Below are 20,836 nucleotides of genomic sequence, written 5' to 3'. Positions count from 1 at the left end.
GAATCGGTGTCGGTCGGTACGCCTCCATCCTCGGGAGCGCCCCGGCGATGCCACAATGGGAACTTCAGCAAGGAGACATTGCCTGAAATGGAATGACGCTGGTGGACAGCCCGCACACGGCCCTCGACGCCAACCTCGCCGTCGCGTTGGACGCACTGCTGACCGAGCAGAGCGTCACCCGCGCCGCCGAGCGCCTGGGCACCTCCCCCGCCGCCATGAGCCGCACCCTCGCCCGCCTCCGCCGCACCCTTCAGGACCCGCTCCTGGTGCGGGCCGGACAGGCGATGGTCCCCACTCCCCGCGCCCTGGCGCTGCGCGACGAGGCCGCCGCGGTGGTGCGCCGCCTCGGAACGCTGCTCAGCCCCGCCGGCGACACCGACCCCGCCGGCCTGCGCCGCACGTTCACCCTCCAGGCCGCCGACCTGGTCGGTGCCGCGCTGGCCCCCGGCCTGCTGCGGCTGGCCCGGCGGGAGGCGCCGAACGTCTCGTTCCGGCTCCGGGCGGAGGAGCTGGAGGCCGGTCCGGCCCTCCGCGACGGCCGGATCGACCTGGAGGTCGGATCCATCGACCACGTGGACCCCGAGACCCGGGTCGAGGAACTGGTCACGCTGCGGATGGTGGCGGCCGTCCGCCCGGGCCATCCCCTCGCCGGGCGGGCCCTGGACCCGGCGCGGCTCGCCGCCGCCGACCATGTCGCGGTCAGCCGGCGCGGCCGGTTCACCGGTCCTCTCGACACCGCACTGGCCGAGCTGAACCTCCACCGGCGCGTCACCGCCGTCCTCCCCAGCCATCTGGCCGCGATGGCCCTGGCGGTCCGCAGCGACGTCGTCTGCCTCGTCCCCGCCGCGCTCCCCGGCGACCCCGAGACGCCCCTCACCGACACCGCCGCGGCCCTCGGCCTGCGCCTCCTCGACATCCCCCTGCCGCTGCCGCCCCTGACCATCGGCATGGCCTGGCATCCCCGCCACGCGGCCGACACCGCCCACCACTGGCTCCGCGACGCCGTTCGCCGCGCACTCCACGGCGAGGACGCCGCCGGTCAGGCGGCTCCCGTCCCCCGGTGACCCTCGATGACCCGGACCACCGCGCCGCGTTCGCCTTGCGGGGTGCCGCGGCCGAGACACCCGGGACTCGGGGCCTGAAGATCGATACCAGGCTGGTTGTGAGACTTCCTCGGATTTGAGAATCGTGCTTCCATGGCACCGAGCAAGCGTTTGGGACCGGCATGGAGCGCTGAGCGAGGGAGTACCCGATGGGCCCGCGGTTTCTCAGGAGATTATGGGTGCCCCTGGTGGCCGCGGCCGTGCTGGTCCTCGGCATGGTGCAGGCGGCGCAGGCGCACATCGAGCGGCCGTCGTACTGGCCGTCTCCCGGGCCCGACTGCTCGGTCAGCCCGTGCGCGGGCGGGACGGTGCCGACGCCGCGGAGCCTGGCGTCGGCCCTCGGGACCGGCCGGCAGAGCACGACCCGCGTGGTGTGCCGGCCGGACTCGCTGGAACGGCTGGACGCCTCGATCAAGCGGGCACTGAAGTCGGGCTACAACGTCCGCCCGCACGACCACCGGACGCTCGGCGCCACCGAGGCACGGGACCTGAAGCGGATCAACCGGGCGTTGTTCGACCGGTGCCGGTACGGCGAGATCCAGCCCGCGGTGACCGATTCGCGGAACAACGACCGGGTCGTGGTGCTGCCGGGCGTCTACACCGAGCCCACGGCGCGGAAGAAGCCGACCCACGACCCCGCGTGCGACCAGTACAAGCTGAGCACGGGCGCGTACTCCTACCTCGGCGAGTACACCTGCCAGAACGACGCCAACCTGATCGCCGTGCTCGGCCGGGCCCCCGGCGGCGGCCAGGACCCGGACCCGCCGCGCGTCGACCGGCACGGCATCCCCAACCGGGGCGCGTGCGTGCGCTGCAACCTCCAGCTCGAAGGGTCGGGCGTGAGCGCCGACGACGTCGTCGTGGACGCCGGTGACCCGTCGTCCGGCAACGGCGGCCCGCGCAACTCGGCCAAGGACGTGGGCATACGCGCCGACCGGGCCGACGGATTCGTGCTGCGGAACATGACCGTCCGGCACGCCGACGAGCACGACATCTACGTCCTGGAGACCAACGGGTACTTGCTGGACAGCTTCAAGACCTTCTACGCGGGCGAGTACGGCGTGCTCACCTTCGTCGAGGACCACGGCGTGATCCAGAACTGCGAGGCGGCCGGCAACGGCGACTCCGGGCTGTATCCCGGGTCGGGCGCGAAGACCGCGGCCGGACGCGACGAGAGCGTCTACCCGGACGCGCGCTACAGCCAGCAGATCCGCTACTGCGACTCGCACCACAACACCAGCGGCTACTCCGGCACCGACGGCAGCGCCACCTGGGTTCACCACAACAACTTCTACGACAACGGCCTCGGCTTCACCACCGACGTCTTCACCGCCGCCGGGCATCCCGGTTTCCCGCAACAGGGCGACCTCGTCGAGAACAACGACTTCTTCTCCAACAACTTCAACCCGTACCTGGCGGACAGCGACGTGGTGCCGACCGTGCCGGTCCCGGTGGGCACCGGGATGTGGATCGCCGGCGGTGACGACAACGTCGTCCGGAACAACACCTTCCGCGACAACCGGCGGCGCGGGGCCATGCTCTTCGCCGTCCCGGACGCGTTCGTCTGCGCCGACCAGCCGATGACGGGCTGCGACCCGCTGAAGCTGTCCACCTCGCACCGCAACCAGTTCTACGGCAACGAGATGACCGCCAACGGCCTGGACTTCTGGTGGGACGCCTTCCCCGGCAATACCGGCAACTGCTGGTACTCCAACGGCACCGTCACCACCTCGCCCAGCAACCTGCCGGACTGCCTGAACGGTAAGGCGCCCTTCCTCAGCTTCGGGTTCGGCAACCTGGGCAACGAACTCGAACTGCTCACCTGCATGGCCAACCTGAAGCCCGGCGGCCCGTGCCCCTGGTTCACGACCCCCGAGGCCACCGCCCCGCCCGCGTCCCGGACGGCACCGGTCAGCGACCCCCACCACCCCGCGACGGGCGAACTCGACGACGCGATGCTCGCCGCGATGTCCTGCCATTCCTGGCAGGAGATGACGACCGTCCAGCGGGACCACATGCTGGCCAAGATGGCGGTGTTCATGGGCGGCCAGATCGACCATCCCGGGGCACGCGGCACGACGCTGACCAACCAGAGCGCGACCAACGTGCTCAACAACGCCTGCGGACTGTCCTTCGCGGGGCCGTTCAAGCTCTACAAGCTCTACGCCCGGGCGGCGGCCTTCCCTCTGCAACTCCCTTGACGCGATCGGCCCTACCCCCGCACTTCCGGTCTGGCAGCATGGGCGGATGACCACCCGCGTGATCGCCGCCTGTGACGGAGCCTGCAAGAACAACCCCGGTCCCGCCGGGTGGGGGTGGGTCATCGCCGATGCCGATGAGCGCGTGGTGCAGTGGGCGTGCGGCCCGCTGGGCGATGCGACCAACAACATCGCCGAGCTGGCGGCCCTGCAGCACCTGTTGCTGGCCACCGACCCGGCCGCCGATCTGGAGATCCGCATGGACTCCAGGTACGCGATCGACGCCGTGACGAAGTGGCTGCCCGGCTGGAAGGCCAGAGGGTGGATGACCGCCTCCAAGAAGCCGGTCGCGAACCGGGAGCTCATCGAGGCGATCGACGGCCTGCTGGCCGGACGCACGGTCGAGTTCGTCCACGTCGCGGCCCACCAGGAGGACGGGGACCGCCTCAACGCGCTCGCCGACCGCGCGGCCAACGCCGCGGCGACCAGCCAGCAGGCCGCCGGCGGCAGCACCGCCGACGACGTCCCCCAGCAGACCGACGACGTCCAGCCCCGTCGCCGGTCGGCGTCCCGCCGGACTTCAGGACCGTCCGGAATCAAAGCCAAGTTCCCCGGGACCTGCCACTGCGGACAGGCATTCAAGCCCGGAGACCAGATCACCAAGGGCGAGGACGGCAAATGGGGGCATCCAACCTGCGCGAACCCCGGCCGAGCCCGCGCCTAGCGCGATAACCGGGCCGGGCGCGTGACCTCCGCCTCCCCTTCCCCACCGGGAGCGCACCCCAGCAGTTCGCGGTACGCCCGGACGCTGCCGGCGGTGGTCCGCGACAGCAGTTCCGGTTGAGGCCGGTGCTCGCGGCGCAGCCCCTCGACCACCGCCCGCAGCCAGCGCCGGACCTCCTCACCGGTCATCCGCACCCGGTAGTTCCGGTCATGGACGGGCGGGTCGAGGCAGACCCCGCCGCGGCCGACCGCCTCGGGCAGGCCGCCCACCCGGGTGGCGAGGACCGGGACACCGTGGGCGACGGCCTCGCGGGCGACCATCCCGAAGCTCTCCTGCCACAGGCTCGGTGCCAGGAGCAGGTCGGTCCGGGCGTACAGCGGGCAGATGTCGGCGCGGTACCTCACGATCTCCACGCAGGGCGGGCCGGCCAACGCGATGCCGTGCCCGGCCAGGTCGGCGGCGGTCCAGCGGCCCTCCACGATGCGAAACCTGAACGGGAGACCCGCCTGGACGGTGGCCCGGACGAGGTGCATCACCACGTCCAGGCCCTTGGCCGGTTCCGGGTTGACGAAGGTCAGCCGGTACGGGCCGTTCCGGGCGGCGGCCGCGGTGCCCGCGCCGGCGCGGGCCGCGGCGGGCGGGCAGGAGCAGGGGCGCAGGCACGGCTCGATCACGTGGGCGTCCCTGCCGGTCTGCGCGGCGAAGAGCCGCCGGGCGAACCGTGAGGGGACCACGACCTCGTCGGCGAGACGGAGCGTTTCCGGCGCGGGCCGGATGTCGGCGGCCGGGTGTTCCAGCACGATGGGCACGCCGGCCGTGCGCAGCCGCCGTACCAGCGCGGTCTCCTCGCCGAGGTGCCCCCAGAACAGGGCCGCGTCCGGACGGTCGCGGTCGAGCAGGCCCTCGACGCGCCGGGCGAGCGACGCCAGTCCTCCGGCGTCGCCGCCGGCCCCGCCCGGGTTCATCGGACCGTCCACCACCGTCACCCGCTCGCCCGCGTCACGAAGCGCGGCGCCGAGCTCGCGGAGGTGTACCGCTTCGCCGGATCTGCCGGCGGAGATCTGGTGGACGCTGGCCAGGAGGACGTGGGTCATCGCGCGGCGCGCACCCCGCCGGACCTGTAGGCGGGCACGCCGAACTCGCCGCGGATCCGCTCGAAGGCGGCCGCCCGGCGGCGCAGCAGCTCCACTCCGGCCGGATCGTCCTTGCGGTAGACGAACGACGAGAGCCAGACCACCGCGCGGGCGTCGAGCGGGCGCAGGGTCCACGGCGCCTCCGCGAGAACCTCCTCGGCCCGTACGGACTCGGCGAAGGCGGCGATCACCGGCGGCGCGAACGGCAGGGCCGCCGTGTGCCACTCCAGGCCGTCGGCGAGCCGCGGAACGGCCTCCGGCCGCTCCCGGTCGCCGCCGAGGACGCCCAGGTCGTCGGGGTGCGCGGAGGCGCGCACGGCCAGCCGCTGCCCGTGCTCGCGGGCCAGCCGCTGCACGTCCGCCGCCTTGGCCCGCAGGACCGCCGCCGAGCCCCCGGTGACCAGCAGGTTCAGGACGAGTCCATCGTGGGCGATGGCGATCCGCTGGGCTCTGCGGCGGGCCGGTGACGCCAGGGAGGAGGTGGTCACCAGGTCCGCGAAATGGAGTTCACGCCAGTAACGGACGAGTGCCTCGCCCGGGTCCGGCCCGGACAGCACCGCCAGTGCGAGCCAGTGCGCCGGCACCGCCGGCAGCACATGGGTCATCTCCACCACGATGGGGCCGTAGCCGGAGGTCTGGAACAGCGAGCCGTGGCGGTGCGGGCCCGGCGGGTAGGGCAGGGCCCGCCGTGTCCGCTCGTCCTCGGCACCCGTCCAGCCCAGCCGGGTCAGTGCTCCGTCGCGCGCCATGACCAGGAAGTCCCGGCAGTGTCGCTCCCGTTCGCCGAGGCCGGAGAGCAGCCCCCTGTCGAGGGCGTTGCCCAGCACGGAGGTGTGCGGCCCGGAACCCGGCTCCGGGAGGTGGAACCGGCCGCCGGCATCCCGCAGAGCGTCGTTCAACTGGGCGAAGGTCACCCCGGGCTGCACCGTGGCGAGGCCGAGGTCGGCGTCGACGTCCAGACGGTCCAGCCGGGCCAGGCGGACGATCACACCGGGCTCCCGCACCCGGGAGTCGTCGTACCCCCAGTTGCGTCCGAGGGCGTCGACCCGCCACGGGACGCCGCCGTCGTTGAGCGCCCCGGCCACCGCGGCGAGCTGGGCCGGCGACGTGGGCTCGACCACCCACTCCGGCGGGCGCCCGCCGGGGACCGTCGATTCCGGAGCCGGCGCCACCCGCGCGCCGGTGCCCGCGACAGTGCCGAGAAGGTCCGCGAAGCTCATACCCGCTTCGCCGCCCGTGCCGTCCGGCCCTTCAGCAGCCGGGCGGCCGCCAGCACGATCTCCGGCTCGCGGAGCACCGCCGACCCGACCGGGAGGCCCCGGTTGACCGTCATGTGGATCATGCTGGTGAGGGTCAGCCGGTAGGCGTCCTCGTCCAGCTCGGCGAGGTGGTCGAGGGTGGGCTCCGGCTCGGCCAGCGCGGCGTCGAAGGCCGCTTCGAGATCGCGCCGGGCCGACCGGAAGGCCGCCATCAGGTCCCGCTGCGCGTGCGGGCTGGGCAGCCGCGGATCCAGCCCGCGCAACTCGCACAGCAGGGCGAGGGCACCGCCGTCGCCGGCCAGTCGCCGGCACCAGGCGGCGATCCGGGACGCGGCCAGCACGTAGCGGCCCGCATGGCCGGGGCCGTCGGCGAGCCGCCGCGCCCACCACGCCGAGTCCGCGCAGAAGTGGCGCAGGGTCCGCGCCCGGTACGCCGCGCCGCCGTACCGGTGGTCCTCCGGCGCCCAGGCGTTCACCGCGATCTCGGTCGGCTGCTGCGGTGCGGTCGAGACCAGATGGTCGCGGAGCCCGGCCAGCAGCACCCCGGTGGCGGCCGAGGAGCGCACCCGCACCCGCAGGTGCGACCGGTCGTCGCGGTACCGGATGAAGAACAGCTCGGCGCGGCGCATCAGCTCCACCACGTCGGCACGGGCCAGCCACATCTCGACGAGCCGGTCCGGAGCGTAGACGTACCAGCTCGTCCAGCCGGGGTCCGGCGCGGGCAGCCGATCCAGCATCCGGGTCCGCGACAGCGGACGGCTCGCCGGGGCCTCGGCGCGCACCCAGGGGACCCAGAGGTCGTGGACGTGCCCGCCGAGGTCGGACCAGACCGGCGTCGCGACCGGCAGCGACTCGTGCAGGACGAGCGGCCGGTCGAGGCGCAGCCGCCGCGTGAACCACTGCCGCTGGACGTCGTCGGTGAGATCCAGCCGCATGGTGTGATCGGCGGTCTCGGTCACCTCGACCTGCGGCCCGAGGCCGACCTCGGTGAGCACGTCGCACAGCCGGGCGGGATCCCCGGCCAGCTCCAGCAGGTCGGCCCGGTGCCGGGCGTCCAGGGCCACGCTGCGCCGGGCCACCAGGCAGCGGCCGGCGGTGATGCGCGGGTTCATCCCGGCCGTCCGCCGGCGCCGGCTGGGGTCGGCGGTCGGCATCGTGCCGATGGCCTCGTCGACGAGCAGTCCCAGCAGCTGCACCACCCAGGAGTTGCCGGGGTGGCTCAACACCAGCGGGCTGTCCCAGCACAGGTCCACCCAGCGCCCGTCGGCGCGGTGGATCAGCTGGAGCCGCCCGTCCACGGCGGCGACCGCCAGGTCGGCCGGGCGCAGGTCGCCGGGACGGTGGGGAAGGTTGAGGTTGAGCCGCGGCCGGTCACCGACGCTCCGCCGGGACAACGGCGCGAGCCGGTCCGGCGGGATCCAGCCGAGCTCCGCGGTGAGCCGCCCGGGGTCCGCCGCCTCCGGGCGGAAGTCCGGTATGCCCAGGTGCTCGCCGAGCCTGGCGCCCGGTCCGCCCCAGAAACCCGGCCTGACCACTTTGAGCCAGGTGTCCGCACCGGAACGCGGCTCGGCCAGCAGTGCGCCGCAGGCCATGCCGAACCGCGGCCCTGCCGGGCCATGGCCGGTGGAGGTCCGGGAGCCGGGAAATCCCGCTCGCCACTCGTCCAGAGTGAGCGCATCGTTCCACCACTCCAGCGCGCTGTTGTCGCGCCGGTGACGCGGGACGAACAGGCGTCGCGCGGGCTCCGGGAAGCCGGTGTCCTCGGGAGCCCTGGACGGTCGGCGCCAGCTGCCCAGCGGATGGTCGGCCGGGGCCGCCAGCAGCCAGGCCAGCGGCACCGCGCCGCCGGTGAAGGCCCCGGCCACGTACTCCCTGACCTGGGCGAGCCGCTCGGGCAGCCAGGGCGCCCGCATCACCTGGGCGGCACCGTCCACCAGCGCCTCCACCCGGGAGCGGGCCAGTCCGGCGCGGACCTCGCTGAACGCGTCCACCCACTGGTCGGAGCGGAAGGGGCGCTCCTCCGCGAGCGCCGCCTTGAGCGGGTCCGCGGGCGGGGCGGACCCGGCGGCGGCGTCCACCAGGAGCGCCGGGGCCTGTTCCGGGAGCAGGAGCTGCCGGCGCTCGCACAGGTCGAACCGCGCCGCCTCCTCCTCCCCCAGATGGGCGGCCCACTCCCGGGCGGACCTCGGCGCACTGGAGCGCGCGTCGGCGAGCCGCTCGGCGAGCCGCCGGACGGACGGCTCGTCGGACAGCGAGGTCGTCCCGCCCTTGTCCGGGCGCACGTACGACCAGCGGCCCCCGGCGGCGGCCAGCGTGGGGTTGACGAACCACTTCCCGGTCGGCCGGGGCAGGTCGAGGCGCCGGAGCCGGACCTCGGTCTCCAGGTCGAGGCGGGTCGCCGGGTCGCCGTCGACGAGGTCGGCGAGCAGGCTGACGCTGAAGGTCCCGAACGGGGTGGGCCGGAAGCGGGCCCGGCTGGCGTAGACCGCCATCCGCGTCGGCCCGTCCTGCCAGTCGTGGCCGTCGGCTTCGGGACGCTGGTAGGTGTCGGCGTAGCCGACGGCCAGTTCGAGGAGCCGCCGGGACAGCTGCCCGGTCGCCCCCGGTGAGCCGTCGCCCGGTACGGCGGCCAGTACCGGCACCCTGAGCAGGCACCAGCCCGGCAAGGTCAGGGACGGTACGGGCGGCGTCATCCCATCGGCTCCGATCATGTCGTCGTGCGCGGCCGCATCGCACCGTGCGGCCGCATGGTGAGGACGTCCTGGCGCGCCTCCGCCAGTTCCCGCCGCAGGCCCGGATCCGCCGAGTCGCACGCGTCTGCCAGGGAGAGGACCGCGTCGACGCAGACGTGGTAGGCGGCGGACAGGACCGCGTTGTACTCGGCGCGCAGTGCCGGCGCGAACGGCCCCAGCCGGCCGGCGCGGGAGAGGGCGTCGAAACCCTGCAGCAGCCCGGTCAGGCCGCGTCTGGCGAGCACGACGCGGGTGGCGGCCGCGGCGCGGGCGGCCTGCCAGGGCGAGCCGGACGGCGGTCCCGGGGCGAGCAGTTCCAGCAGCCGCTCGGCGAGCCCCATCGGCGCCCCGGGCATGTTCGCCAGGAACAACTGGCCGTCGGCGTAGATCCCCCTCGGCCGGTCCGGCCGGAGCGCGGACATCTCCACCACGTCCGCCGGTTCCACCTCGATGTCGCGGGCGCTCAGGGTGTGACTCGCCGTGGCGAGCAGTCCCGGGCCCTGCCACGGGTGCTCCAGGTGCAGGCGGGCGCGGTCGATGAGAACCTTGACGCCGCGCCCCCCGGCCGACTCGCAGCCCATGGCCATGTAGGCGGCCCGGTCCGCGCCGGAGCCGAACCGCCAGCATCCGTCGACCACCAGCGCGCCGTCCGGGCCCTCGCGCAGCCGGCCGCCCGGAGCCACCACGCCGTACACCTCGTTGTCACCGGAGTACACCCGGGAGAGCAGTTCCTCGGACGCGTAGGCCGACAGGTAGTGCGCGGTGCCGTTGGCGATCATGCAGAGCCAGCCGCGGGCCGCGTCCCGCCGCGCGACCCGCCGGACGAGGTCCAGTCCTGCCACCAGGCTCGGGACCTCGTCCGGCCCGTCGCGCAGCCACACCAGCTCAGTGGTGGGACGTCGCAGCGAATGTGAAGGGTCCACGGATGGTCTAGTAGGGCCCCCGGGGGACGCAGATATCGCTGAGCTGGTAGTCCGAACCACCGCCGGACCCGGAGCAGGAGTAGGTGTTGGCCACCCCTCCGACGATCTCCTCCACGTCGACCCCCGCCAAGTCCAGATCGTCGAGGTCGACGAAGTTCTCGGCGTGGTCCACCACCGGGGCGGCCGTCCTGCTTTTCTCGGTCATGTTCGCCTTCCGATTCGCGGGCTCAGCACCGTCCGCGGGTTCGCTTCAGTACCGGACCCGCCTGCGGTGCCATTACGAAGAATTATGATCGCCGGCGGTCTGCGTCCGTAATGCGCCTGCTATGCGCCCCGCGGGCGCGGCGATCGGCGGCGGCAGCCGTGCCGCCTCGAAGAAGGGAGTTCTCTTACATCAGTTTCCGCCGTCTGATCTCTTCTTCGATGAGATCGATATCACCACGGTGGTCTTCGGCTACACGCACGGCCCAGGACGGCGACGAGTGCGCGCGCAGGAGCAGGGCCGCGGCCGTCGGCTTGGTCACCGCGCCGCTCCAATAGCCGTTACGGGTCACCCCGATGGCAAGGCAGTGCTCGGGCTCCTGATCCGCGTCCTCAAGGGGCCGGTTCGCGTCGAGCACCGCCACGGCACCGTTGTCATGGCGGCGGATCAGCCCGGATTCAACGATGAAACCGACCCGTTCGGTCGCCCCCAGGATGTGGAGTACGGCCGCGCAGAATTCGTGCTGTGCGGCGAGACGTGTGGCCATTGAGCGCGAGTCGTCCATCATGAACCGGTAGAACGCCTCCGCGACGGTGACGCCCTCGGAATTGCCGACCGCGTTCACCTGGGCGACATGACCTGATGCCAGGAATCGGTCGATGACCGCCTCCTGTTCCTCGGGCGTTTCGGCAAGGGTGCCGAGTGTGCGCTGGAACGCCTTCGTGATCGCGATGCCCCCGATCGCGCCGGTGCCGACGTTGTGCCGCACCCGCCGGGCCAGCCGCTCGAATTCTCCCCAGTCCATGCTGCTCAGGGCCTGCCGCACGGCGGCGCTCACGGCCGTGTCACCCGCACCGGACCGGTACCGCCGCCGGAAGCCCGAATCCAGCAGCAGACGCTCGAAGACCTGGTCTAGTTCTGTGAGGTGACCCATGCCCGCACCATCTCCCTGAGACGTTCGTAGTTCGGGACCGCCTTGGGCACGAGGCTTCCGTCGCTCGTGAAGCGCGGGTCCTCATAGGTCACCGCATGAAGGTTGGGGCAGCGCCGCAGCAGGATCCTGCACAGTTCCAGCTGCTCCTCCAGCAGGATCCCGTGATGAAGGTCGATGAAGCGCCCGCGATGGACGGCCGCGCCGGACAGGTGCAGTTCGCGGCACCGTTCGAGGGGGAGCCGGTCCAGATCGCCGTAGAGGTCCTCGCCGCGGAAACCGCGCAGCCACCGCCAGGAGAGAAGGTGCCCGACGTCCAGCGTCACGTAGATATCCGCGCGTTCGGCCAGCTCCGCGAAGTAGTCGTAGGCGTCGAGCGAGCCGATGACCAGGCAGTAGCCGTCGGTGAACCCGGGGAACTCGACGTGCAGCGGCCGGGACAGCGCTCCGCGCACTTCGCGGGCGTTCCGCACCACCTGGTCAAGGGCGTCGGCCGTGAGATACGGAGGCAGCGGGTAGGGCATGGGAAGCCCGGCGAGCGACCAGATCCCGATGTCCTCGACAATCCATTGGAGGTCGAATTCCTCGCAGAGCTCGTTCGTGAAATCGAAGATGGCCGAGCGGTCATACGATCTCGCGGAGCCCATGTTCAGGACGGTGTGGTGCAGCGCCATCGGCATGGCGGCCGGCAGGAGTTCACGAAGCCGCTCGTAGCCGTCCGCATAGGCCCGGGCCTCCAGCCGTTCGAGTCCGCGCGGCTGGAACGAGAAGAAGAGATAGGCGTAGTCGCTCACATTGCGTTCGATGAACTTCGCGACCCTGGTGCTGGGTGCGGCGGTCGCATAGTCGAAGCCCACCGGCGCGCCCCATTGCAGATCCATGCCCACGCCCAGGCCACGACGCCTGGTGGCTGTGGTCTCCGCCATTTCATAGCTCCTCGCCGGTACCGGTACGCATCACGACGCCACGGCGGCGGGCCGTCACGCCGCCTCGCACAACCGCCGACGGCGGAGAGCCTAACCGCCGGCGGTCTTCGTCTGCTATGCGTCCGCTATTGCCCTGCCCCGAGCAGGGAAAGGCGCCAAAGATGGCTGCGGCGTATACCCAAAATATTCCGCTTTTGTGCCGGCGCTCCTTATACTCCTGGAATGATCGGGGCCAGTTCCTCACCTTCCCTGCGGCGAAGTGGGAAGGCAGATGCGGGAGAGCCGCCATGACTCTGTTCTTCACATTGCTCGGCCCGGTCGGGGTCACCGCGCACGGCGACCCGGTCAGAGTGGACCGGCCTCGCCGGCGGGCGATCCTGGCGTACCTGCTGCTGCATGCCGACCGGGTCGTCTCGGTCGGCCGGCTGATCGAGGCCACGTGGGGGGCCACTCCCCCGTCGACGGCGAAGGCCCAGATCCAGTCGGAGATCTGGGCGCTGCGCCGTACCCTCCAGCCGGCCGGCACCGCCGGGCCGATCGCCACACGGCCCGGCGGGTACGTGCTGGAGGTGGCGCCCGGCCACCTGGACCTGGCCGCCTACACGGAACAGGCCGCCCAGGCCCGCGCCGAGAGCGACAGATCGCATCCGCAGTTCGCTCGCAAGCTGATGCGCGAGGCGCTGTCCCTCTGGAAGGGTCCTGCCCTGTCCGGTATCGCCGCCGACTTCGCCGAGTCCGGCCGCAGCCGCCTGGAGGAGCGGCGGCTGACGGACGTGGAGTGGCTGGCCGACCTCGAACTGGGTCTCGGCGGCCACCACGCGCTCGTCCCCGAACTGGCCCAGCACGTCGCCGACCATCCGCTGCGGGAGCGACTGCGGGCCCAGCTCATGGTGGCCCTGTACCGCAGCGGACGCCAGGCGGAGGCGCTGGCGGCCGCTCAGCGGGGCCGGGCGATCCTGCGCGACGAGTACGGCCTCGACCCCGGTCTGCCCCTCCGCAGGCTGGAGCAGGCGATCCTCCGCCAGGATCCCGTTCTCGACCTGAGCTGAGCCGTGGCCGCCCGCGGCCGCGCGGCCCCGGGCCGGCGGCGGGGTCAGCGGTTCACGGCGGGTGGCGACACGGTCATTCCTGCTCCAGCAGCGCACGGATCCGGCTCGGGTCCACCCCGTAGTCGTCGCGCAGGATCCGGTTGACCACCGCGTACACGCCCAGCAGCGTCTCGGGCCGCGGCTCGCGTTTGAGGTTCCACAGGTGCCCGTAGCCGGGGGGCCCGGTCAGCCAGGTCTTGGTCCGGAACGTCCAGACCGCGCCGAAGAGGTTCACGACCGGCTGCCCTGCGGTGACGGTGAGATGGGTGGCCAGCACCTGCTCGGCGACGGTCATGTGCAGGTGGACGTCGCGTCCCCGGGTGGCGGGGTTGCCGGCCAGGAAGGCCAGCCCGGCCCGGCTGATACGGCGGGCCAGTTCGGGGGTGGCCGCCCGGAACAGCGACGTGTTGCCGACCACCGGGAGCGAATCGGGCAGGTCCACACCGGCCGGGTTGGCGAGTTCGCGCAGCCCGGAGTAGAAGTCGACGTCGCCCCGCTCCAGGTGGGCGAAGAGGGAACCCTCCCCCGGCGGGCGGAACCCGGCCAGCAGGTAGGCGTCCGTGTCGACGAGGACCGCCTCGGGGCGGCGTTCCATGGCCAGCAGCTTCGGGAGCGCGAAGCAGGCGAGCCGGTCGTAGTGCGCGTCGAGGCCGCCGTCGTCCAGGATCTCGACGCGGTCGTAGTGGCCGAGCCAGCCGAGCCGGTCGAGCCGGTCGGCGGTCGGCCGGTCCGCCAGCAGCTCGATCGGCCCGGCGTACCGGCGCCACGACAGGATGCTCAGCAGCCAGGTGGCGCGGGAGAGCTGCCGGTACGGGCGGGGATGCCGGCTGGGAACCGTCCAGTAGGAGTGGAGGCCGCGCACCGGGTCAGCCATCGGCGACCACGCGCGAGACGCCGTCGTCGCCCCGGACGATCGTCACGTGCCGGCTGCCGAGGTGCCGGCCGACCGGCCGGTGGCTGATCACCAGGAGGGTCTCCACGCGGTCCCGGACGGCGGCCAGCAGCCGCAGTTCCATGTCGCGGTCGAGCGAGCCGGTCGACTCGTCCAGGATCAGCGTCCTCGGCCGGCGGAGCAGGGCCCGGGCGAGGGCGAAGCGCTGCACCTCGCCCGCGCTGAAGGTGGAGCCGTTGATCCGCAGGGACGTGCCGAGGCCGAGCCGGAGCGGCCTCAGCACGTCCTCCAGCTCCACCAGGGCGAGGACCTCGTGGAGCTCTCCGTCGTCCACGTCCGCCGCGCCTCCGCAGAGGCTCTCCCGGATCGTGGTGTGCAGGAACTCCGAGCGCGGCGGCACGTAGCAGACCATCGGGCGGAGGCGGCCGGGGTCCCAGTCGCCGGTGGGGACGCCGTAGACGGCGGCCCGTCCCTCCGGCACCGGGTCCAGGCCGCTGATGAGGCGGGCCATGGTGGACTTGCCGGCCCCGCTCACCCCGCCGACGGTGACCGTCTCGCCCCTCTCCACGCGCAGGTCGAGGCGGAGGTCGAAGTGGTCTTTCGGACGGTGCACGCGCACGCCGTCCAGCACCGCCGCGGGCGCGCCGGGGACGGGATCGGCGCGGGTGCCCGCCGGCATCGCCGGCAGCGTCAGCAGGGTCGCCACGTAGCGCAGCCGGCGCTCCAGCACGGCCACGGCCGGGAGGCTCTGCGCGATGGAGGTGACGGAGAACAGCACGGTGCCGCCGAGCGTGATGAACCCGAAGAGCTCACCGGTGCTGACCAGCCGGGCCGAGATCAGTACCGCCCCGATGACGAGGATCGCGTACAGGCCGGAGAAGCGGAGGGCGAGGCTCGGCCCGTGGACCCAGGCGAGGCGGTACTCCAGGGCCCGCACCGCGTCGTGGAGCCGGCCGAGGCGGCGGTCGTGCTCCTCGCTCAGGTGCGCGACGGCGCCGAGCCCGCGGAAGGTCGTCAGCCCCCGGGTCATGGTGATCAGGACGTCCTGGACCTCGCCCTCCAGGCGGAGCTGCTCGTCGTAGCGGCGGCTGATCGGCCGGCGGGCCAGCAGGGTCAGGCCGACGTGGAGGGCGGAGATGGCGGCCACCACCCCGGAGAGCGGCAGTGACAGCGCCGCCATGAACGCCAGCAGGATCACCACGGCGATCGAGTCGGTGACCATCGACAGGGCCAGCATGGTGCCGGCCTCCCGTACCTCCCGGGCGCTCATCACCCGGTTCAGGACCGCGCCGGAGGACATCTCGGTCGTCGCCGACGTGCGGGTCACCCGGTCCACCAGATGGGCGAGCATGTTCCGGTCGAAGGTGAGGCCGAGAGCGGTGAGCCGGCGGTGCCGGAACCAGAAGAGCGCGCCGACCGTCACGGCGAACACGGCGAGGGCAGTGGCCAGGGTGCCCGCGGCCACCGCGCCGCCGGCGGTGATCTGGTTCAGGAAGGGGAGCAGGACCAGGTTGAGCAGCGTCAGCCCGGTGTAGAGCAGGAGGCTCACCCCGAGCACCGGCAGCACCTGGCTCAGGCGGACGTCGCCGGCCCGGATCAGCGGCGACAGCCACGCGGCCCGCGCCAGCCTGCGGGCACGCCGGGCGGGCGGGCCGTCCGCCCCCGGAGCGGCGCCTCCACCGGCGGCGCCGTGGCCGGTGTCCGGCAGCAGCACCCAGCCGCTGGCCCGTTCGCGATACTCCGTGCCGCCGAGCGAGGTGGGCCCGAACATGGGGTCGAAGATCCGCACCCGCCGTCCACGCCGCCCTTCGACGGTGACGAAGTGGTCGGCGCGGAGGTGCACGATGGCTCCGGCCGTCAGCGCGTCGAAGGGGCAGTCCCGCCTGGCCCGGAAGCGGACTCCGCACACCTCGGCCGAGGTGTCCCGCAGGTCGCGCATGGAGAGTGCGCCGCGGGCGGCCAGCGCGTCCCGCAACTCCGGCTCGGAGAAGTCGCGGCCCAGCCGGTGCAGGCTGGCGATCAGGGCCTGCACGCCGCAGTCGTTGTCCTGGATCTGCAGGCCGGGCATCATGCGGTCGCTCCCGTCGTCGTCCGTCCGGCCACGGCGGAGGTCCCGTCGCCGAGGCTCACCCCGATCCCCCACCAGGGCGGGGTGGTGGTCGTGGTCTCGGCCAGCGCCAGCGCAACCCCGACCGGCCCTTCGAGTACGGACGACGCGAAGGACGTCCCGAAGACGGCGTCCACCGCCTCGTCCCCGGCGCGGTCGAGCCAGCCGGCGAGCCGCGCGGCGAGCCACGCGGTGATGCGGCCCGTCCTGTCCGGGCCCATCAGGTCGCGCCAGCACGGCGACAGTCTCCCGGCGAGGCCGGCCCCGGCCAGGCCGTGGCAGACGATCGCGTCGGCGGTCTCGCCGGCCAGGTGGCCGTCCAGCCGGGCCAGCGACGCCCGCGTGATGGGGGCACGGGAGATCCGCGCGAGGACGTCCGGGTCCGCGGCGGGGCCCAGCGCGGCCAGCATCCCCGGAATGCCGTAGCAGAGAGTGACTCCGCCGATGCCCAGCTCACCGGTGTCGAGGGCGGCCGCATCGAGCCGTTCGACGTCGCGCACGAGGGCATCGATCGCCTCGGCCTGCGCCGGGTCCTCTCCACACCGGCACCCGGTCATGCGCAGCAGCAGGATTCCGCCGGCGCGGCCGTGGTAGAGGCCGTTCGACGTCCGCCGCAGGATGGCCCCGGCCGTCGCCCTCAGCGAGGGGGTGATCTCGTCGCGGACCGGCTCACCGGCCAGGTCCCACAGCGCCATTCCGGCGCCGCCCGCCCCGTTGAGCAGGTCCACCTTCGCGGCCCCGGTGAACAGGCGGTACTGCGCGGCCAGTGTCGCGGCCGTCTCGTGCCGGCCGGGCACCCGCACCCCGGCGCGGCCGTCGCCGGCATCGGCCGGGCACTCGCGCGCAAGCCGGTACAGCAGCCAGGAGATCCGGTAGTCCGTGATCCGCTCGCCGCCGAGCGCGAGCCGGGTCAGTGACGCCGCCGGCCTCGGGTGCCCGAGGCGCGCGGCGAGCAGGGCGAGGACCGCCAGCGTCCCCGCCGGGGCGCGCCTCCTCTCGCGGAGCCGGGTCATCAGCCGGGTGAGCAGCCGCTCGGCCGCGTCGGTCTCAGGCATGGGCGCCGGCCTCCCGTCGGTGGCCATGTCCGCCTCTCACAGTGTCGTGCTCGTGGTTCCGGTGGCCCTGCGCCCTCGTGTCGTGATCGTTCATGGATCAGTGTGATCGCGACCGGCCTGCGTCTGCTCCGCGTCCGCTATGCGCGGGCCCGGCCGGTCGCCCGGCCCGAACCTCCACGCGGCGCTGGAACGCGGCTCCGCACGCCGCCGCAATGGGCCGCCGCGACCAGGCCTCCCGGTTTATAGTGCGTCCCAGCCAAGGGAGCGCGGTGAAGTTCGGGATACTGGGGCCGCTGACGGTGTGGCGAGAGGGTGCGCGACTCGATCTCGGCACGCCCAAGGCGCGCGCGCTGCTGGCGGTTCTGCTGTGCCGGGCGGGAACCCCTGTTCCGGTGGATCGGCTGGCCGTGGCGCTGTGGGGGAGCACCCCCCCGAAGAGCGCCACGAAGAATGTCCAGACCTACGTCCACCGGCTCCGGCTGCGCCTGGGCGACCCGGCCCGCGTCGTGCGGGAGGGCTCCGGCTATCTGGTGCCGGTGGTCCGGGACGAGCTGGATGCGGCGAGGTTCGAGAGCCTGGCCGGCTCGGGGCGCGCGGCGGAGGCCGCCGGTGAGCCGGAGAAGGCGGCCCGCCATCTGCACGAGGCGCTGAGTCTGTGGCGCGGGCCCGCGTTCGCCGGCATGACCGATGTCCCGCTGCTGGCCGCGGAGGCCGCGCGGCTGGACGAGGTCCGCCTGTCGGCCCTGCAGTCGCGGATCGATGTGGACCTGGCGCTCGGGCGCCACGCCGGGCTGCTGGGCGAGCTGACCGCGCTCACCCGCGAGTACCCGCTGCGGGAGCGGCTGCACGCGCAGCTGATGCTGGCGCTGCACCGCTGCGGCCGGCGCGCGGACGCGCTCGCCGAATACGCGCGTGCCCGCAGGATCCTGATCGAGGAGACCGGTCTGGACCCTGCCGAAGAGCTCCACGACATGCATCAGAGAATCCTCACTCAGGACCCCTCGCTCGAAGTCGTTCCGCACGCCACGGCGACGATCACGGGCTCCCCGATACGGCCGGGCCCGGGCAGGCCCGCCCCGGACGGGACGGCCCCGGACAGGACGGCGGAGGCCCCAGGCGCCTACCGCGCCCCCCGGACGAACCCCACCCCGGCCGAACTGCCGCCGGACATCGCGGATTTCACGGGCCGGGACGGCGAGGTCGCCTACCTCACCGAGGTCCTCACCGAGCCGCGGCCGGGCACCGTCGCCATGGCCAGCATCGCCGGTCTGGGCGGCCTCGGTAAGACCACCCTCGCCGTGCACGTCGCGCACCGGATCGCGGATCGCTTTCCCGACGGCCAGCTCTATGTGGACCTGCGCGGCGCCTCCGCCGACCCGGCCCGTCCCGAGGACGTGCTCAGCCGGTTCCTGTTCGCGCTGGGCGTCAGCGCCACCGGCATACCCGAGTCCCTCGAAGAACGCGTGGCGTTCTACCGGAGCTGCCTGGCCGGACGCAGAATGCTCATCCTGCTCGACAATGTCGCCGGGGAGGAGCAGGTACGGCCGCTCCTGCCCGGGTCCCCCGGCACGGCCGTGCTCCTGACCGGACGGGTCCGGCTGGTCGGCCTGGAGGGCGCGGGCCTGCTGGAACTGGACGTCCTCCCGTCGGCCCAGGCCGTGGACCTGCTGGGCAGGATCGTCGGCGACGAACGCGTCCGGGCCGATCCGGACGCGGCTCTGGAGATCATCCGGCTGTGCGGCCGGGTCCCGCTGGCGGTGCGCATCTCGGCGGCCAGGCTGCTGGGCAGAAGGCAGTGGAGCCTGGCCCGCCTGACCGACGTCCTCGGGGAGGAACGGCACCGGCTGGACGAGCTGGTGGCGGGCGACCTCGACATCCGCGCGGGATTCGAGATGAGCTACCGGACGCTTCCCGCCGGCGCGCAGCGGGCCTTCCGGCTGGCCGGGCTCCTCGACGCGCCCGATTTCGCGTCCTGGGCGGTGGCGGCCCTCCTGGACGCCCCGGTGCGGCAGGCGGAACGCGAGCTCGAGACCCTGGTCGACGCCCATCTGCTGACCCTCACCGGGACGGACGAGACGGGCGGGCTCAGGTACCGGTTCCACGACCTGATCCGGTTGTACGCGCGGGAACGGGCCCTGCTCGAGGACTCCGGCCCCGAGCGCGACGCCGCGCTCCGGCGGGCCCTCGGTGCGTGGCTGGCACTGGCGGAGGCCGCGGCGGAGCGCGTCCCGGGCCCCTGCTACGCGACCAGGCACGGCCGTGCGCTGCGCTGGCGGCTGCCCGCGGCGGTCTCCGGCCCGTTGCTGGCCGACCCGATGGCCTGGTTCGGCGCGGAGCACGCCGCCCTGATGGCGGGGGTCGCCCAGGCCTGCGAGGCGCGCCTGACCGAACTCGCGTGGGATCTCGCGGGGTCCACCGAGACCTACCTCAACGTGCGCGGCCTGTACGACGGCTGGCAGCGCATGCACGAACAGGCGCTCGCGCTCTGCCGTGAGACCGGCGACAAGCGCGGCGAGGCCGTGCTGACGCGCGGCCTCATGGAGGTCACCACCTGGAGTTCGCCCGCGGGTCCCGGGCCGGCGATGGCACGGATGCGGACCGACGCCTCGCAGCTCCTCGACCTGTTCACCACGCTGAACGATCCGGTCGGGATGGCCGACGCGCTGGCGGCCCTGGCCTGGAGCATGACGGCCGACGGGAACGGCGCGCGAGCGCTCGCCGTGGCGGAGCGCGCCCTGCGGACGGCCGCCGACGCGGACTACCTCGGCGGCCAGGCGCGGGCCTATCACGTGATGGCGATCGTCCACGGCGAGGACGACCCCCAATCGGCGCACACGGTCCTTGAGGAGGCGGCGAAGGTCGCCGAGGCGCTCGGCAACGCCCACTACACCACGACGGTCACCCAGTTCCTCGGCGCGGCGAAGGCGTTCTGCGGTGACACCGCGGGCGGCCGGGAACTGCTGGAGAGCTCCCTCGAAATGGCACGGCGGTTGAACTACCGGTATCTGGAGACCTTCTCGCTGCTCTACCTCTCGAAGCTGTTCGCCGAGGTCGGGGACGAGCGGGCCAGGGCGACCGCCGAGCTGACGCTGGCCCACAGCGAGCACGGCAACTTCGGCCACTACCTCGCCGACGCGCTGAGCGTCCTCGGGCAGCTGGACCTGGCCGAAGGCGACCTGCCCGCCGCCATCGCCACCCTCGAGCGCTCGGTCCGGGTCTGGCGGACCCGCGGCTCGATCCCCTACCTCGCGCGGACGCTCCGCGCCCTCGGCGACGCCCACAGCACCGCCGGCGACCACCCCGCGGCCAGGGCCGCCTGGGAGGAGGCCCGCGAACTGTTCCGCGGGATCTCGCACGAGAACGGCGTGCGGACGCTGAACGACCGGCTCGCGTGCGACGGGACCGGCCATAGACGGCCTTCGACGCCCTCGACGGCCCCTTGAACATCGCCGCCAACAGGCGACGAACTCACCGAGGTACTCAACACCGCGCTCCGCCGGCGGCCCGCCCGCGAAGGGGAGGAGATCCTCGCTCCCGCCGGCGTGCCCGCCGCCCGCGTCGCC

15 protein-coding genes are annotated in these 20,836 nt (G+C 73.2%); 5 read left to right on the top strand and 10 right to left on the bottom strand.

Going from position 1 to position 20,836, the window contains the following annotated elements; genetic code table 11:
* The first annotated feature begins 92 nt into the window (after nt 1-92).
* From ABZ806_RS04110 to ABZ806_RS04100, 3 genes are all read left to right on the top strand, one after another.
* Complete coding sequence (locus ABZ806_RS04110) at nt 93-1,064, top strand: LysR family transcriptional regulator (RefSeq protein ID WP_500215186.1); 972 nt, start codon at nt 93-95, stop codon at nt 1,062-1,064.
* Between the two features lie 218 nt (nt 1,065-1,282).
* A complete protein-coding gene (locus ABZ806_RS04105) occupies nt 1,283-3,304 on the top strand; it encodes a right-handed parallel beta-helix repeat-containing protein (RefSeq protein WP_500215184.1) in 2,022 nt (673 codons plus the stop codon).
* Between the two features lie 46 nt (nt 3,305-3,350).
* Nucleotides 3,351-4,025, top strand: coding sequence for a ribonuclease H family protein (locus tag ABZ806_RS04100; protein WP_500215183.1), 675 nt, complete (start codon nt 3,351-3,353; stop codon nt 4,023-4,025).
* On the opposite strand, the gene ABZ806_RS04095 is transcribed toward ABZ806_RS04100, so the two are convergent.
* From ABZ806_RS04095 to ABZ806_RS04065, 7 genes are all read right to left on the bottom strand, one after another.
* On the bottom strand, nt 4,022-5,119 hold the full coding sequence (locus tag ABZ806_RS04095) for a glycosyltransferase (RefSeq protein WP_500215181.1): 1,098 nt from the start codon (nt 5,117-5,119) through the stop codon (nt 4,022-4,024). The two genes, ABZ806_RS04100 and ABZ806_RS04095, sit on opposite strands and share 4 nt — an antisense overlap.
* On the bottom strand, nt 5,116-6,378 hold the full coding sequence (locus ABZ806_RS04090) for an FAD-binding oxidoreductase (RefSeq protein ID WP_500215180.1): 1,263 nt from the start codon (nt 6,376-6,378) through the stop codon (nt 5,116-5,118). Before ABZ806_RS04090 ends, ABZ806_RS04095 begins: the two co-directional genes overlap by 4 nt.
* Nucleotides 6,375-9,110, bottom strand: a complete 2,736-nt coding sequence (locus tag ABZ806_RS04085) for a thiopeptide-type bacteriocin biosynthesis protein (RefSeq protein WP_500215178.1) — start codon at nt 9,108-9,110, stop codon at nt 6,375-6,377. Before ABZ806_RS04085 ends, ABZ806_RS04090 begins: the two co-directional genes overlap by 4 nt.
* Before the next feature lie 14 nt (nt 9,111-9,124).
* Nucleotides 9,125-10,072 (bottom strand): acyl-CoA dehydrogenase family protein, encoded by a 948-nt coding sequence (locus ABZ806_RS04080; protein ID WP_500215177.1) that lies wholly within the window; start codon nt 10,070-10,072, stop codon nt 9,125-9,127.
* Between the two features lie 7 nt (nt 10,073-10,079).
* The gene (locus ABZ806_RS04075) at nt 10,080-10,277 is read right to left on the bottom strand and encodes a hypothetical protein (RefSeq protein WP_500215175.1); all 198 of its coding nucleotides are present in this window, start codon (nt 10,275-10,277) and stop codon (nt 10,080-10,082) included.
* Between the two features lie 184 nt (nt 10,278-10,461).
* Nucleotides 10,462-11,208 carry a hypothetical protein gene (locus ABZ806_RS04070; protein ID WP_500215174.1) on the bottom strand — a complete coding sequence of 249 codons (747 nt, stop codon included), beginning with the start codon at nt 11,206-11,208 and terminating at the stop codon, nt 10,462-10,464.
* Entirely contained in the window at nt 11,187-12,131 is a 945-nt protein-coding gene (locus tag ABZ806_RS04065) for a multinuclear nonheme iron-dependent oxidase (protein WP_500215173.1), read from the bottom strand. The genes ABZ806_RS04070 and ABZ806_RS04065 overlap by 22 nt, the downstream gene beginning before the upstream one ends.
* Nucleotides 12,132-12,418: 287 nt before the next feature.
* On the opposite strand from ABZ806_RS04065, the gene ABZ806_RS04060 reads away from it, so the two are divergent.
* A complete protein-coding gene (locus ABZ806_RS04060) occupies nt 12,419-13,180 on the top strand; it encodes an AfsR/SARP family transcriptional regulator (protein ID WP_500215172.1) in 762 nt (253 codons plus the stop codon).
* 73 nt (nt 13,181-13,253) lie between these two features.
* Here the strand turns inward: ABZ806_RS04060 and ABZ806_RS04055 are convergent, their stop codons facing one another.
* The 3 genes from ABZ806_RS04055 to ABZ806_RS04045 are packed head-to-tail and all read right to left on the bottom strand — an operon-like array spanning nt 13,254 to nt 17,273.
* Nucleotides 13,254-14,093: a hypothetical protein gene (locus ABZ806_RS04055; protein ID WP_500215171.1), complete on the bottom strand. Its 840-nt coding sequence runs from the start codon at nt 14,091-14,093 to the stop codon at nt 13,254-13,256.
* On the bottom strand, nt 14,086-16,182 hold the full coding sequence (locus ABZ806_RS04050) for an ATP-binding cassette domain-containing protein (RefSeq protein ID WP_500215169.1): 2,097 nt from the start codon (nt 16,180-16,182) through the stop codon (nt 14,086-14,088). The genes ABZ806_RS04055 and ABZ806_RS04050 overlap by 8 nt, the downstream gene beginning before the upstream one ends.
* Nucleotides 16,179-17,273, bottom strand: a complete 1,095-nt coding sequence (locus ABZ806_RS04045) for a glycoside hydrolase family protein (RefSeq protein WP_500215168.1) — start codon at nt 17,271-17,273, stop codon at nt 16,179-16,181. The genes ABZ806_RS04050 and ABZ806_RS04045 overlap by 4 nt, the downstream gene beginning before the upstream one ends.
* Nucleotides 17,274-17,542: 269 nt before the next feature.
* Between ABZ806_RS04045 and ABZ806_RS04040 the strand changes: the two genes are divergently transcribed.
* Nucleotides 17,543-20,716, top strand: coding sequence for an AfsR/SARP family transcriptional regulator (locus ABZ806_RS04040; protein ID WP_500215167.1), 3,174 nt, complete (start codon nt 17,543-17,545; stop codon nt 20,714-20,716).
* Nucleotides 20,717-20,836: the final 120 nt, after the last annotated feature.

The sequence above is a fragment of the Spirillospora sp. NPDC047418 genome (genome assembly GCF_040643275.1).
In the GTDB taxonomy this organism is placed as follows: domain Bacteria; phylum Actinomycetota; class Actinomycetes; order Streptosporangiales; family Streptosporangiaceae; genus Spirillospora.
Note: the sequence above shows the minus strand (reverse complement) of the source record. Positions and strands in the feature narration are given on the sequence as shown.

What these genes read in the sequence shown, in the direction of transcription:
- ABZ806_RS04065 (WP_500215173.1), bottom strand. Translation starts at nt 12,131, where the DNA reads ATGGCGGAGACCACAGCCACCAGGCGTCGTGGCCTGGGCGTGGGCATG.
- ABZ806_RS04075 (WP_500215175.1), bottom strand. Translation starts at nt 10,277, where the DNA reads ATGACCGAGAAAAGCAGGACGGCCGCCCCGGTGGTGGACCACGCCGAG.
- ABZ806_RS04100 (WP_500215183.1), top strand. Translation starts at nt 3,351, where the DNA reads ATGACCACCCGCGTGATCGCCGCCTGTGACGGAGCCTGCAAGAACAAC.
- ABZ806_RS04110 (WP_500215186.1), top strand. Translation starts at nt 93, where the DNA reads ATGACGCTGGTGGACAGCCCGCACACGGCCCTCGACGCCAACCTCGCC.
- ABZ806_RS04060 (WP_500215172.1), top strand. Translation starts at nt 12,419, where the DNA reads ATGACTCTGTTCTTCACATTGCTCGGCCCGGTCGGGGTCACCGCGCAC.
- ABZ806_RS04050 (WP_500215169.1), bottom strand. Translation starts at nt 16,182, where the DNA reads ATGATGCCCGGCCTGCAGATCCAGGACAACGACTGCGGCGTGCAGGCC.
- ABZ806_RS04095 (WP_500215181.1), bottom strand. Translation starts at nt 5,119, where the DNA reads ATGACCCACGTCCTCCTGGCCAGCGTCCACCAGATCTCCGCCGGCAGA.
- ABZ806_RS04090 (WP_500215180.1), bottom strand. Translation starts at nt 6,378, where the DNA reads ATGAGCTTCGCGGACCTTCTCGGCACTGTCGCGGGCACCGGCGCGCGG.
- ABZ806_RS04055 (WP_500215171.1), bottom strand. Translation starts at nt 14,093, where the DNA reads ATGGCTGACCCGGTGCGCGGCCTCCACTCCTACTGGACGGTTCCCAGC.
- ABZ806_RS04045 (WP_500215168.1), bottom strand. Translation starts at nt 17,273, where the DNA reads ATGCCTGAGACCGACGCGGCCGAGCGGCTGCTCACCCGGCTGATGACC.
- ABZ806_RS04070 (WP_500215174.1), bottom strand. Translation starts at nt 11,208, where the DNA reads ATGGGTCACCTCACAGAACTAGACCAGGTCTTCGAGCGTCTGCTGCTG.
- ABZ806_RS04085 (WP_500215178.1), bottom strand. Translation starts at nt 9,110, where the DNA reads ATGACGCCGCCCGTACCGTCCCTGACCTTGCCGGGCTGGTGCCTGCTC.